We start from the raw sequence: 12749 nt of genomic DNA on the forward strand, positions 1-12749 counted from the left end.
GATGTCCGAGGTAAAAACTGCAAAGGGCTTCTGGCCGGGTTTCAACCAGCGCAAATTCCTCGATGACTGGGTGATGCTGCTCGCCGCGTTGAGCATCTTTGTGCTCAGCGCGTTGTTTATCGACAACTTCCTTTCACCGCTGAACATGCGTGGGCTGGGCCTGGCGATTTCCACCGTAGGCATTGCCGCGTGCACCATGTTGTTCTGCCTGGCCTCCGGGCATTTCGACTTGTCGGTGGGCTCGGTGATTGCGTGTGCCGGCGTGGTCGCGGGCATCGTGATCCGCGACACTGACAGCGTGGTGCTCGGTGTCGCGGCAGCGTTGGCCATGGGCCTGGTGGTGGGGCTGATCAACGGCATCGTCATCGCCAAGCTGCGCATTAATGCATTGATCGCGACGTTGGCGACCATGCAGATCGTGCGCGGCCTGGCCTACATCTTCTCCAACGGCAAAGCGGTGGGGGTGATGGATGAGGGCTTCTTCGTGTTCGGCAACGGCCAGCTGATGGGCGTGCCGGTGCCGATCATCATCACCGTGCTGTGCTTTGTGTTCTTCGGCTGGCTGCTCAACTACACCACCTACGGGCGCAACACCATGGCCATCGGTGGTAACCAGGAAGCGGCATTGCTGGCCGGGGTGAACGTCGATCGCACCAAGATCATCATCTTTGCCGTGCACGGCTTGATCGGCGCCCTGGCCGGGGTGATTCTCGCCTCGCGCATGACCTCGGGCCAGCCGATGATTGGGCAAGGGTTCGAGCTGACCGTGATCTCGGCGTGTGTATTGGGCGGGGTGTCGTTGAGTGGCGGCATCGGCATGATCCGCCATGTGATTGCCGGGGTGTTGATTTTGGCGATCATCGAGAATGCGATGAACCTGAAGAACATCGACACCTTCTACCAGTACGTCATCCGTGGTTCGATCCTGTTGCTGGCGGTCATCATCGACCGCATGAAACAGCGTTGATCCCGAGCCCTATGAAGATTCGAATGTGGGAGGGGGCTTGCCCCCGATAGCGGTGGGTCAGTGGATACCTGTTTTTCTGATGTGCCGCCATCGGGGGCAAGCCCCCTCCCACATTTGGATCGCCACTGTATTGAGGGTCGGTATTTGCCATAATGCCCCCGCTTTCACACTAATAGGCCCGATATGCAGGAAAACGCCCACATCCCCGTCAAAGATACCGCCCCCACTGGCACCCAGACCCTGTTGCGCGGCCTGGGCGTGGTGCAGGCCGTGGCGGCGGGTGCGCGGGATCTGAAAGAGATCGCCAAGCGCATCGGCACCACTCGCAGCACCACCCACCGCCTGGCCAGTTGCCTGGTGGAGGAGCGTTACCTGCGCGTGGTGCCGCAAGTGGGTTACCTGCTGGGGCCGAAATTGATCGAACTGGGGTTCCAGGCGCGCGAAGAGCTGCCACTGGTGACCCTGGCCATTCCGTATCTGGATGAGCTGTCGGCGCTGACCGGTGACACCATCCACCTGGCCATCCGTGAATACGACGATGTGCTCTACCTGCACAAGAACCCCGGCCGCAATGGCCCGGAAATGCGCTCGCGGGTCGGCCACCGCATGCCGCTGGCGCGGACCGGGATCGGCAAGGCATTGCTGCTGGATGACACGGTGGAGGAGTGGCAGCGCCTGTACGACGTCAGCCTGCCGGCGGGTGGGAAAAGCCTGCAATGGCCGCAGCACCCGGAACAATCCTGGGCTCAGTTCGAGCAGCGCATGCGTGAATACGTGGTGGGTGGGTATGCGTTCGACCTGGAAGACAACGAACCGTCGATCCGCTGCGTAGCGGCACCGGTGCGCGATGCCAGCCGGCGCATCGTCGCCGGCATCAGCATCGCCAGTACCGTGCCCTACATGCCGCTGGAGAAAATGGCCGAGCTGATCCCCGTGGTCAAACAGGTCGCAGCCCGGCTGTCGGCGGAGTTGGGCGCTAAGGCCTGATCAGGCCTTCAAGGTCGCCATGTCGATGACAAAACGGTACTTCACATCGCCGGCGATCATGCGGCTGTAGGCTTCGTTGATATGGCGGATGTCGAGCATTTCGATGTCGCAGGTGATGTTGTGCTCGGCGCAGAAATCCAGGACTTCCTGGGTTTCGGCAATGCCACCGATCAAGGAACCGGCCAGCACTTTACGGCCCAGCACCAGCTTGGCGGCGTTGACGGGCGGGTCGACCGGTTCGATCAGACCCACCAGGATATGCACGCCGTCAAAGCGCAGCACGTCGAGGTAAGGGTTCAGGTCGTGCTGCACCGGGATGGTGTCCAGCAGGAAGTCGAAACTGCCGGCGGCGGCGTTCATCTGCTCGGTATCGGTGGACACGATCACATGGTCGGCCCCCTGGCGACGACCTTCCTCAGCCTTGCTCGCCGAGCGGGTGAACAATGTCACTTCCGCACCCATCGCCTTGGCGAACTTGATGCCCATATGGCCCAGGCCACCCATGCCCAGCACGCCGACCTTATCGCCGGCCTTTACGCCGTAGTGCTTGAGCGGCGAGTAAGTGGTGATGCCGGCGCACAGGATCGGTGCCGCGCTGGCCAGGTCGAGCTTGGCCGGGATCTTCACCACGAAGTGTTCGCTGACCACGATGCTGTCCGAGTAACCGCCCATGGTGTTGCTGCCGTCTACGCGGTCCGGGGTGGCGTAGGTCATGGTCGGGCCTTCGAGGCAGTATTGCTCAAGGTCCGATTTGCAGGCGTCGCAGTGACGGCACGAGTCGACCATGCAGCCGACGCCGACCAGGTCGCCGACTTGGTGCGCGGTGACATTGGCACCAACGGCAGTGACCTTGCCGACAATCTCGTGGCCCGGCATCAGCGGGTATACGGCGATGCCCCATTCGTTGCGAGCCTGGTGGATGTCGGAGTGGCAGACGCCGCAGTAGAGGATCTCGATGGCCACGTCATCGGCGCGCGGGCTGCGGCGCTGGAAGGACATGGGGGCGAGGGGAGTGGTGGCCGACTGGGCGGCATAACCGATGGCGGTATACATGGGGAAACCTCGCAAAAGCCTGGACTGTAGAGGTGGCGCATTCTGCGCGCCGACCCTGGGAGCGAACATGGCAAATGCTCCGAGTCTCATGCCTATTCGTCCGGGAGTGCCCCTGGTTTGGATCCATTGGCCGCCAGACCTGCGATGATGTTCTCATCCCTTATTCGCGAAGTTTTTTGCCATGTTGTTGACCCGCCATCTCGATGCCAACGCCACCTTGGTTGCCTTGATTGAGGGGCTTACGCCCTGCGACGGTTTCTCCCCGACCCACCTGCCCGGTGTGCAAGTGCTGCGCGCCAGTTGTGACGTGGCACGCGGGCCGCAGATCTATGAGCCAAGCCTGATGTTCGTGGCCCAAGGCAGCAAAGTCGCCTACCTGGGGCCGCGCACGCTGGAGTATGGCGCCGGGCATTACCTGATCCAGGCCATGCCGGTGCCGTTCGAGTGCGAGACGTTTGCCATGGGCTCCGATGCGCCGTTGTATGGCGTCACGGTGGGCATTGACCGCGTGGTCTTGGGCGAATTGGTGATGGCCATGGGCATTCAGGCCGGGCCGCCGCCCACGGCGCAGACGCTGGAGTCGATGAGTTCGGTGATGCTCGATGATGCGATGCGCGGTGCCGTCGAACGGCTATTGGAGTGTCTGCACGATCCGCTGGAAAGCCGGATCATGGGGCCGGCGCGGGTCCGGGAAGTGTTGTTCACCGCTTTACGAGGTCCGCAAGCGGATGTATTGCGGGCGCTGGTGGAACAGCAGGGGCAGTTTTCGCGCATCGCCACGTCGTTGAATCACCTGCATGCCCATTACGCCGAGCCGCTGAATATCGAGACGCTGGCGGGGTATGCGCACATGAGTGCGTCGACCTTTCATGAGCACTTCAAGCGCTGCACGTTGTTGTCGCCGGTGCAGTACCTGAAGCGTTTGCGTCTGCTCAAGGCCCAACAGTTGCTGCTGGTGGACGGCATGGGCGTGGCGCAGGCGGCGCATAGCGTGGGGTATCAGAGTACGTCGCAGTTCAGTCGGGAATATAAACGCTATTTCCTGCGTAATCCCGGCGAAGAGCGCGCAGCATAAAAAAGGCTCCCATTTGGGAGCCTTTTTGTTCGAGCCGCGAGCTTACATATTCGGGTAAGTCGGCCCACCCGCGCCTTCCGGCGTAACCCAGGTGATGTTCTGCGAAGGGTCCTTGATGTCACAGGTCTTGCAGTGCACGCAGTTCTGGGCGTTGATCTGGAAGCGCTTCTCGCCGTCTTCCTGGGTGATCACTTCATACACGCCGGCCGGGCAGTAGCGCTGCGCCGGTTCATCGTAGAGCGGCAGGTTGGTGCCGATCGGGATGCTCGCGTCTTTCAACTTCAAGTGGCACGGCTGTTCTTCTTCATGGTTGGTACCGGAGATGAACACCGAGCTCAGCTTGTCGAAGCTCAGCTTGCCGTCGGGTTTCGGGTAGTCGATCTTCTTGCTGTCCTTGGCCAGCTTGAGGCAGGCGTAGTCCGGCTTGGTGTCGTGCAGGGTGAACGGCATCTTGCCGCCCAGGATGTTCTGGTCGAACCAGTTGAAACCGGCACCGATGATCGGGCCGAACTTGTGCATCGCCGGGCCGAAGTTGCGGCTGGCGAACAGTTCTTCGTAGAGCCAGCTGGACTTGAAGCTGTCGACGTACGCGGTCAGTTCATCACCGCCTTCGGATTCGGCAAACAGGCGGTCGGCCACGGCGTCGGCGGCAAGCATGCCGGACTTCATCGCGGTGTGGCTGCCCTTGATCTTGGCGAAGTTCAGGGTGCCGAGGTCGCAACCGATCAGCGCGCCGCCCTTGAAGACCATCTTCGGCAGCGAGTTCAGGCCGCCTTTGCAGATGGCACGGGCGCCGTAGCTGATGCGCTTGCCGCCTTCGAGGTACTGGGCCAGCACCGGGTGGTGCTTGAGGCGCTGGAACTCATCGAACGGCGACAGGAAGGTGTTGCTGTAGGACAGGTCGACGATCAGGCCGACCACCACCTGGTTGTTTTCCAGGTGATAGAGGAACGAGCCGCCGGTGTTCTCGGCGCTCATGATGTCCAGCGGCCAGCCGGCGGTGTGCACCACCAGGCCAGGCTGGTGCCTGGCCGGGTCGATTTCCCAGATTTCCTTGAGGCCGATGCCGTAGTGCTGGGCGTCGGCGTCGCTGTCCAGGTTGAAGCGCTGGATCAGTTGTTTGCCGATGTGGCCACGGCAACCTTCGGCGAACAGCGTGTACTTGCCACGCAGCTCCATGCCTGGGGTGTAGACGCCTTCCTTTGGGTTGCCCTCGCGATCGACGCCGAGGTCACCGGTGATGATGCCGCGCACCACGCCGTTTTCGTCGAACAGCGCTTCCTGGGCGGCGAAGCCTGGGTAGACTTCCACGCCCAGGTTCTCGGCCTGCTGGGCCAGCCAGCGGCACAGGTTGCCCAGGGAAATGATGTAGTTGCCTTCGTTGTGCATGGTCTTGGGCACAAAGAAGTCAGGGACCTTGGTGGAGGCTTCGGGGCTGCGCAGTACATAGATGTCATCGCGCACCACCGGAGTGTTGAGCGGCGCACCGAGTGCTTTCCAGTCCGGGAACAGTTCGTTCAGGGCGCGGGGTTCGAACACGGCACCGGAGAGGATATGCGCGCCGACTTCGGAGCCTTTCTCGACCACGCAGACGCTGATTTCCTTACCGGCTTCGGAGGCCTTCTGCTTCAGGCGGCAGGCGGCAGACAGTCCCGCCGGGCCAGCGCCGACGATGACCACGTCGAATTCCATGTATTCGCGTTCCACAGGCTATCTCCTACTCAAGGCTCAACAGGCTTTTTTTCTAATGGGTGGAGGTTCGGTGTTGTCTTGCGGCAACGGCAAGACCCACCTTTCTCTCTAGGTGGCGCATTATATCTACACCACTGGCAGCGTCCAATACAAACGTTTGTTTGAATTGCCCGCAGGCTAGATAAATCACAGTGGTGCGGCTTATGACTGGCTATTTTGCCGTATTGACCAGAATAGGCGTTCCGGTCAATATACGGTCGGTTTTGCGCTTACCGTAGGCAGACAGCAGGTTTCAAGAGCACGTCCAAAAGCAAGACAGGTGACGCGTGCCCAACCATTGGCGCGCAGTTTACACGCTGCGATAAAGAATGACCTCTCAGTCACCCCTGACGAACGGTCATCATTTCCCGTGAGCAAGGTCGCCGCCTGCGTTTTTGGAGGTGCCCTTGTGTGCCGATGAGCATCAACCGCCAGGTTCGCCTAGGCGACTTTCTTTTCACCGGAGAGTAACGAGGAATCCATGAAGGTTCTTGTAGCTGTCAAACGCGTTGTCGATTACAACGTGAAAGTTCGCGTCAAGGCGGACAATTCCGGCGTCGACCTCGCTAACGTCAAGATGTCGATGAACCCGTTCTGCGAAATCGCCGTGGAAGAAGCCGTACGCCTGAAAGAGAAAGGCGTGGCGACTGAAATCGTCGTGGTTTCCATCGGTCCTGCCACTGCTCAAGAGCAGCTGCGTACCGCCCTGGCACTGGGCGCCGACCGAGCCATCCTGGTCGAGTCCGCTGAAGAGCTGACCTCCCTCGCCGTGGCCAAGCTGCTCAAAGCCGTTGTCGACAAGGAACAGCCTCAGCTGGTTATCCTCGGCAAACAGGCCATCGACAGCGACAACAACCAGACTGGGCAGATGCTGGCTGCGCTGACCGGTTACGGCCAGGGTACCTTCGCCTCCAAAGTCGAAGTGAGCGGCGACAGCGTGGCTGTCACCCGTGAAATCGACGGCGGCGCGCAGACCGTTTCTTTGAAACTGCCGGCCATCGTCACCACCGACCTGCGTTTGAACGAGCCGCGCTACGCGTCCCTGCCAAACATCATGAAAGCCAAGAAGAAGCCGCTTGAGTCGCTGACTCCGGAAGCTTTGGGCGTTTCCACCGCTTCCACCAACAAGACCGTCAAAGTTGGAGCACCGGCTGCACGCAGCGCGGGCATCAAGGTCAAGTCGGTGGCTGAACTGGTCGAGAAACTGAAAAACGAAGCGAAGGTAATCTAACCATGACTATCTTGGTAATCGCAGAACACGACAACAAAGTGCTGGCCCCGGCCACCCTGAACACCGTGGCTGCCGCTGCGAAAATCGGTGGTGATATCCACGTATTGGTTGCGGGCCAGGGCGCTGGCGCGGTGGCTGAAGCCGCTGCGAAAGTCGCTGGCGTGAGCAAAGTACTGGTCGCCGACAACGCGGCCTACGCTCACCAACTGCCGGAAAACGTTGCGCCTCTGGTTGCAGAGCTTGGCGGTGGCTACAGCCACATCCTGGCTGCCGCCACCTCCAACGGCAAAAACATCCTGCCACGCGTTGCCGCGCAGCTGGACGTTGACCAGATCTCCGAGATCATCTCGGTCGAAAGCGCCGACACCTTCAAGCGCCCGATCTATGCCGGTAACGCTATCGCTACCGTACAGTCCAACGCTTCGGTCAAAGTCATCACCGTGCGTGCCACCGGTTTCGACCCGGTTGCCGCTGAAGGTGGTTCGGCTGCCGTTGAAGCCGTCGCCGCTGCCCACGACGCTGGCACCTCCAGCTTTGTAGGCGAAGAGCTGGCCAAGTCGGACCGTCCTGAGCTGACCGCTGCCAAGATCGTCGTTTCCGGCGGCCGTGGCATGCAGAACGGTGACAACTTCAAGCACCTGTACGCCCTGGCCGACAAGCTGGGCGCTGCGGTCGGCGCTTCCCGCGCGGCCGTCGACGCAGGTTTCGTACCCAACGACATGCAGGTCGGCCAGACCGGCAAGATCGTTGCGCCACAGCTGTACATCGCCGTCGGTATCTCTGGCGCGATCCAGCACTTGGCCGGTATGAAGGACTCCAAAGTGATCGTTGCGATCAACAAGGACGAAGAAGCACCGATCTTCCAGGTGGCTGATTACGGCCTGGTGGCGGACTTGTTCGAAGCCGTCCCTGAGTTGGAGAAGCTGGTCTAATCCAGTCGCTTCACTTATAAAGAGCCCGGTCCTAGTGACCGGGCTTTTTTTTGACTTGCTGGAGACACACGCCATGGAATTGCGCCCCTGGGCTGTACTGCTGGGCCTCACACTGCTGCCGAGCCTGGCGCTGGCCGCCGGCAAATGCGACCGCCTGGTGATCACCGGCAGCCCGGACGCGCCGCCCCTGCTCTGGCGTGACCCGCAAGACCCCACGCACCTGATCGGCGCCACCGCCGACGTGCTGCAACAGGTGGGCAAGGACCTCGGGTTGAAAATCGACCTGCTCTATGGCGGCAAACGCCCGCTGGCCCTGGATGAGGTGCGCAGCGGGCGCATGGATATCCTCGCCGATGCGCCGCTGAACCTGGGCGAGCTGGAAACCCTCGACTACATTCACCCGGCCCTGGTGCAGCTCGACTACCTGGTGTGGACGCGCAAGGATTCAGCGCTGGTCTACACCACGGCGGCCGACCTGCACGGGCACAAAGGCGCGGTGTCGGAACGTGCGCGCTTGAGTGCCGCCTTCGAGACCTTCGTCGGCCAGCAATTGAGCCTGCAACGCCTGGCGTCCCTGACGCCGGCGTTCCAGAAGCTGCTGCTGGGAGAGGTCGACTATGTCCTCGCCGGACGCTATTCCGGCATGGCGACGGCGCAGACCCTGGGCATGAGCAACGACCTGATCGCCCGCGACGTGCCCGTCGATCAGCCGGGCCTGTACCTGGCGATTTCCCACAACTCGGCCTGCAACGATCCGTGGTTGCGCGGACAGCTCGCCAAAAAGATGACAGAATTGCCCGGGTCTGGTGTGACGGAAGCCGCGTTGCAGCGCAATCTGGAACGTTGGAAAGCGCAATTGCAACAACCCGTCGGCACCCCAACAAAGTAGGGATTTTCAGTGACTCTTCGACCTCTTTTCGCGGCCCTCGCCGTTGTCGCTCTGGCGGGATGTGCAGCTGATCCTGCGCCGAATGAACAAATTCGCCTCACCCAGCAAGCCCTGGAGCAAGCCAGCGCCGTTGGCGCCAACCCTGATGAATCGCCCGAACTGAAACTGGCCGAAGAGAAATTCGCCCGGGCCAAGTCGAGCATGGCTGACCAGTCCTACAAAAATGCACGCATGCGCTTTGAGCAAGCCGAGTTGGACGCGCGGCTGGCAGAAGCCAAAGTGTTGACCCGCAAGAGCCAGGAGCAGTTGAACGTGCTCAACACCCGCATCACGCGCCTGCGCAAGCAACTGCAGTTGGGGGACGCCCAATGAGCCCGATGATCCGTGGTTTGAGCTGTGCGCTGCTGTTGGGCACTGCTGTATTGGGCGGTTGTGCCAGCCATCCCGACAGCGAACAGGCCCTGCAACAGGCCGGGAATGATTTCCAGAAGGTCAAGGAAGACGCCAATGTGTTGCGCTTTGCACCCAAGGACGTGATCCGCGCCGGTGAGTCCCTGGCTCGTGCCGACCGCATGTCCAGCTACTGGGGCAGCGGTGCCGACGTGGTGCATTACGCCTATTTGAGCCAGCGCTATAGCGCCATTGCCCGCGAACACACCGAACAGGCGCTCAACCAGGAGCGCGGCGCCAAGCTCGAACTGGAGCGCCAGCGCCTGCAACTGGCCTTGCGCGAAAGCAAGCTGAGCAGCGTGCAGCAGCAGGGCAAATGGCTTGAAGAACAGATCGCCAGCCTGACCACTACCCAGACCGATCGTGGCCTGGTGATGACCCTGGGCGATGTGCTGTTCGACACCGGTGACGCCGAGCTGAAGAACTCGGCCAACCGTACAGTGCTCAAGATCGTGCAGTTCTTGCAACTGAACCCCAAGCGTGTGGTGCGTATCGAGGGCTACGCCGATAACACCGGCGGCGAGCAGGAAAACCTCAAGCTGTCCCGCGACCGCGCGCAGTCGGTGGCTGATGTGCTGGTCGACCTGGGCATCGACGAAAAACGCATCCAGGTGGAAGGGTATGGCGACCAGTACCCGGTGGAGGCCAATGCCTCCGAGCGGGGCAGGGCACAGAACCGTCGCGTTGAAATCGTCTTCTCTGACGAAAAAGGCCAACTGGGCGCTGCCCGATAGTAGCCTGGAGCAGCTCTGAATGTGGGAGGGGGCTTGCCCCCGATAGCGGTGCATCAGTCAGCAAATCTGTCGCTGACCCACCGTCATCGGGGGCAAGCCCCCTCCCACATTTTTTGGTGTGCACCCTCACAGTTTTTACTGTCACTCCAACGCGCGCTCGACTATTGTGGCAACTGTCCCCGTACACTTCTAAACTGTGCCGGTATGTTTCACACAAAAATAAAATACCCGTGAAATCGAGTGCTGCGTCATGACCAATCTGTTGCTTTACCAACGTATCGCCCAGCAACTGGCTGAAGATATCCGGCGCGGTGTCTATCAACCGGGCGAGCGCGTGCCTTCGGTGCGCAAGATGAGTTCGCAGTTGAACGTCAGCCACGCGACGGTGTTGCAGGCCTATGCCAACCTGGAAGACCAGGGGCTGATCCGGGCGCGGCCACAGTCCGGTTATTACGTGCACCAGACGCCAGCACTCACGGCGCCGACGCCGGATATTGCACGGGTCGAGCGCCCTGGGTTGGTCACCCGCAGCAGCATCATTCAACAGGTATTGGGCGAGTCGCGTCGCGAGGGAGTGTTTCCGTTGGGCGCCGCGGTGCCGAGCGTGGACTACCTGCCTGTACGCGCGCTGCACCAGCAACTGGCCAAGGTCACGCGCTTCCAGAGCCCACGGGCGTTCAGCTACATGTTCAGCCCCGGTTTCGAACCGCTGCGCCGCCAAGTGGCGATCCGCATGCGCGATGCGGGCGTGGTGGTGGACCCGTCCGAAGTGGTGATCACCCACGGTTGTGTCGACGCGTTGCAGATGTCCCTGCGGGTGCTGACGCGGCCGGGCGACCTGATAGCCGCTGAATCGCCGACCTATTACGGGTTGCTGCAACTGGCCGATCTGTTGGGCCTCAAGGTCATCGAGATTCCCAGCGACCCGTCCACCGGCATGAGCCTGGAGGCCCTGCAGCTGGCGGCCAACCAATGGTCGATCAAGGCCCTGGTGCTGACCACGCGCCTGAGCAACCCGCTGGGCGGCACGATGCCCGAGGAACGACAGAAACAGTTACTGCGCCTGGCCTCGGACTTCGACATCCAGATTGTCGAGGACGATATCTACGGCGAGCTGATGTTCGAACTGGGCCGCACCAAGGCGCTGAAAGCCTATGACCGCCTGGATCGGGTCATCTATTGCTCGAGCTTTTCCAAGACGCTGTCCCCCGGTGTGCGCATTGGCTGGATGATCGCCGGCAAGTACCAGCAGGAGATCCAGCGCCTGCAGATGTTCAGCACCCACTCCGCGTGCAGTGTCACACAGATGGGCGTTGCGGCTTACCTGGAAAATGGCGGCTACGACCGGCATCTGCGTTACATCCGCCAGGAGTACCGCAAGAACCTCAGCGCCTTTCAACTGGCCGTGCAGCAGTATTTCCCGGAAGGCACTCAGATGACCCGTCCGACGGGCGGCTTCATCCTGTGGGTCAGTTTGCCTGGAAGGGTCAATACCCAGGAACTGCACGTGCGCGCACTGCAACAGGGCATCAGTATTGCGCCGGGGCTGATCTTCAGTAACACGGAGCAGTTCAATCACTGTATTCGCCTCAACTGCGGCACCCCGTGGAACCGCGAGGCAGAGCGGGCGCTGATGACGTTGGGGATGCTGGCCAGCCAGTTATGCCAGGAAACGGCAGCAGGACTGTGACGCTCGGAAAGGGGACAAATCCTATAGCGCGCTGATCACCGTGCTTGTCATGCCGCGCACAACAAGCGAGCATATGGCCCTCTGCCGTTAATGCTGTAGGCGATATGACCTGTATTTTTCGCGCTGTTCTGGTAATTGGCCTGTTAAGCCTGTGCAACGTCGGCACAGCGCTGGCGGCAGCCCCTGTGAGCGAAACCAGGCCCGCCGCCAGTAACGAGCAGAAGACCCCCGCGAAAAAACCGGCTCCCGAAAAAAAAGCGCCAGCGGTGAAGAAACCCACCGCCGCCGCCAAAAAACGTGCAGCCAGCAAGTCCAAGGCATCTCGCGAAGTGACGCAGACACAATTGCCACCGGCACAGTTGGACCTGTCCTTGCCGTCGGATATGGTCAGGCACTTGCAGCCTATCGGCACCATGCCCAAACCCAAAAGTGTGCCCTTGCTGCCGCCAATGTTCGGTGAGAAGCCCGCCGACAACAGCGCCTTCCAGATCAACGGCCGCCTGCTCAGCAACGAAATGCAGCTGCAACTGCGCAACGAAGAACGACGCGAAGTGGAAGGCGCCGCGCTGGAGTTCGAGTTCAAGCAGTAAACTTTTCCCGCAAACGTGACGCGTGCCCTCGACCATCTGTCGCAGACTGGTCAGTCACTTTTGTTTTCTGCGAAAAACCCCTGTTAACCCATTTTAAAACGGCTGTTTTAGGGCGTACTCTAACCCCGCCATCCACATTGAGTCGTCGAGGACCTGCTGGTCATGAATTGCCGTGAAGGCTGTGGCGCTTGCTGCATCGCCCCCTCCATCAGTTCGCCATTACCGGGCATGCCACAAGGCAAGCCCGCCGGCGAACGCTGCTTGCACCTGTCGGTCGAACAACTATGCCTGCTGTTCGGCCAGCCGGAGCGACCGGCGGTGTGCAGTGATTTCAAGGCAGATCTCGAGGTCTGCGGCACCGACCAGGCCGATGCGATCCGCTTGATCGGCTGGTGGGAGCAGATGACGGCGGCTTGATGG

13 protein-coding genes are annotated in these 12749 nt (G+C 61.0%); 11 read left to right on the forward strand and 2 right to left on the reverse strand.

The features are described from left to right. Position 1 precedes the first annotated feature (1 nt). Positions 2-967: an L-arabinose ABC transporter permease AraH gene (gene araH / locus BM110_RS28165; protein WP_093128222.1), complete on the forward strand. Its 966-nt coding sequence runs from the start codon at positions 2-4 to the stop codon at positions 965-967. Between the two features lie 183 nt (positions 968-1150). Beyond that, complete coding sequence (locus BM110_RS28170) at positions 1151-1954, forward strand: IclR family transcriptional regulator (RefSeq protein ID WP_071491453.1); 804 nt, start codon at positions 1151-1153, stop codon at positions 1952-1954. Here the strand turns inward: BM110_RS28170 and BM110_RS28175 are convergent, their stop codons facing one another. After that, positions 1955-3007 carry an NAD(P)-dependent alcohol dehydrogenase gene (locus tag BM110_RS28175; RefSeq protein WP_092242587.1) on the reverse strand — a complete coding sequence of 351 codons (1053 nt, stop codon included), beginning with the start codon at positions 3005-3007 and terminating at the stop codon, positions 1955-1957. Positions 3008-3188: 181 nt separating this feature from the next. On the opposite strand from BM110_RS28175, the gene BM110_RS28180 reads away from it, so the two are divergent. Beyond that, positions 3189-4082, forward strand: a complete 894-nt coding sequence (locus BM110_RS28180) for an AraC family transcriptional regulator (RefSeq protein ID WP_071491451.1) — start codon at positions 3189-3191, stop codon at positions 4080-4082. 42 nt (positions 4083-4124) lie between these two features. Here the strand turns inward: BM110_RS28180 and BM110_RS28185 are convergent, their stop codons facing one another. Beyond that, entirely contained in the window at positions 4125-5789 is a 1665-nt protein-coding gene (locus tag BM110_RS28185) for an electron transfer flavoprotein-ubiquinone oxidoreductase (RefSeq protein WP_092242588.1), read from the reverse strand. A gap of 505 nt (positions 5790-6294) precedes the next feature. Between BM110_RS28185 and BM110_RS28190 the strand changes: the two genes are divergently transcribed. The 8 genes from BM110_RS28190 (at position 6295) to BM110_RS28225 (ending at position 12746) form a co-directional block, all read left to right on the forward strand. After that, positions 6295-7044, forward strand: coding sequence for an electron transfer flavoprotein subunit beta/FixA family protein (locus BM110_RS28190; RefSeq protein ID WP_093514571.1), 750 nt, complete (start codon positions 6295-6297; stop codon positions 7042-7044). A gap of 2 nt (positions 7045-7046) precedes the next feature. Then, complete coding sequence (locus BM110_RS28195; RefSeq protein WP_093514572.1) at positions 7047-7976, forward strand: electron transfer flavoprotein subunit alpha/FixB family protein; 930 nt, start codon at positions 7047-7049, stop codon at positions 7974-7976. 73 nt (positions 7977-8049) lie between these two features. Next, positions 8050-8865: a substrate-binding periplasmic protein gene (locus tag BM110_RS28200; protein WP_093514573.1), complete on the forward strand. Its 816-nt coding sequence runs from the start codon at positions 8050-8052 to the stop codon at positions 8863-8865. Positions 8866-8874: 9 nt separating this feature from the next. Beyond that, complete coding sequence (locus BM110_RS28205; RefSeq protein ID WP_092242594.1) at positions 8875-9237, forward strand: DUF4398 domain-containing protein; 363 nt, start codon at positions 8875-8877, stop codon at positions 9235-9237. Then, on the forward strand, positions 9234-10049 hold the full coding sequence (locus BM110_RS28210) for an OmpA family protein (protein WP_093514574.1): 816 nt from the start codon (positions 9234-9236) through the stop codon (positions 10047-10049). The genes BM110_RS28205 and BM110_RS28210 overlap by 4 nt, the downstream gene beginning before the upstream one ends. A gap of 250 nt (positions 10050-10299) precedes the next feature. After that, positions 10300-11739, forward strand: coding sequence for an aminotransferase-like domain-containing protein (locus BM110_RS28215; RefSeq protein ID WP_015885400.1), 1440 nt, complete (start codon positions 10300-10302; stop codon positions 11737-11739). 104 nt (positions 11740-11843) lie between these two features. Next, the gene (locus BM110_RS28220) at positions 11844-12329 is read left to right on the forward strand and encodes a translation initiation factor 2 (RefSeq protein ID WP_093128110.1); all 486 of its coding nucleotides are present in this window, start codon (positions 11844-11846) and stop codon (positions 12327-12329) included. A 162-nt stretch (positions 12330-12491) separates the two neighbouring features. Further along, a complete protein-coding gene (locus BM110_RS28225) occupies positions 12492-12746 on the forward strand; it encodes a YkgJ family cysteine cluster protein (RefSeq protein ID WP_071491547.1) in 255 nt (84 codons plus the stop codon). Positions 12747-12749: the final 3 nt, after the last annotated feature.

The sequence above is a fragment of the Pseudomonas sp. NFPP28 genome (genome assembly GCF_900115535.1).
Taxonomy (GTDB): Bacteria; Pseudomonadota; Gammaproteobacteria; order Pseudomonadales; family Pseudomonadaceae; genus Aquipseudomonas; species Aquipseudomonas extremorientalis.

Coding starts and splice junctions, on each gene's coding strand:
- BM110_RS28215 (WP_015885400.1), top strand. CDS start 10,300: ATGACCAATCTGTTGCTTTACCAACGTATCGCCCAGCAACTGGCTGAA.
- BM110_RS28180 (WP_071491451.1), top strand. CDS start 3,189: ATGTTGTTGACCCGCCATCTCGATGCCAACGCCACCTTGGTTGCCTTG.
- BM110_RS28175 (WP_092242587.1), bottom strand. CDS start 3,007: ATGTATACCGCCATCGGTTATGCCGCCCAGTCGGCCACCACTCCCCTC.
- BM110_RS28200 (WP_093514573.1), top strand. CDS start 8,050: ATGGAATTGCGCCCCTGGGCTGTACTGCTGGGCCTCACACTGCTGCCG.
- BM110_RS28190 (WP_093514571.1), top strand. CDS start 6,295: ATGAAGGTTCTTGTAGCTGTCAAACGCGTTGTCGATTACAACGTGAAA.
- BM110_RS28170 (WP_071491453.1), top strand. CDS start 1,151: ATGCAGGAAAACGCCCACATCCCCGTCAAAGATACCGCCCCCACTGGC.
- araH (WP_093128222.1), top strand. CDS start 2: ATGTCCGAGGTAAAAACTGCAAAGGGCTTCTGGCCGGGTTTCAACCAG.
- BM110_RS28195 (WP_093514572.1), top strand. CDS start 7,047: ATGACTATCTTGGTAATCGCAGAACACGACAACAAAGTGCTGGCCCCG.
- BM110_RS28210 (WP_093514574.1), top strand. CDS start 9,234: ATGAGCCCGATGATCCGTGGTTTGAGCTGTGCGCTGCTGTTGGGCACT.
- BM110_RS28220 (WP_093128110.1), top strand. CDS start 11,844: ATGACCTGTATTTTTCGCGCTGTTCTGGTAATTGGCCTGTTAAGCCTG.
- BM110_RS28225 (WP_071491547.1), top strand. CDS start 12,492: ATGAATTGCCGTGAAGGCTGTGGCGCTTGCTGCATCGCCCCCTCCATC.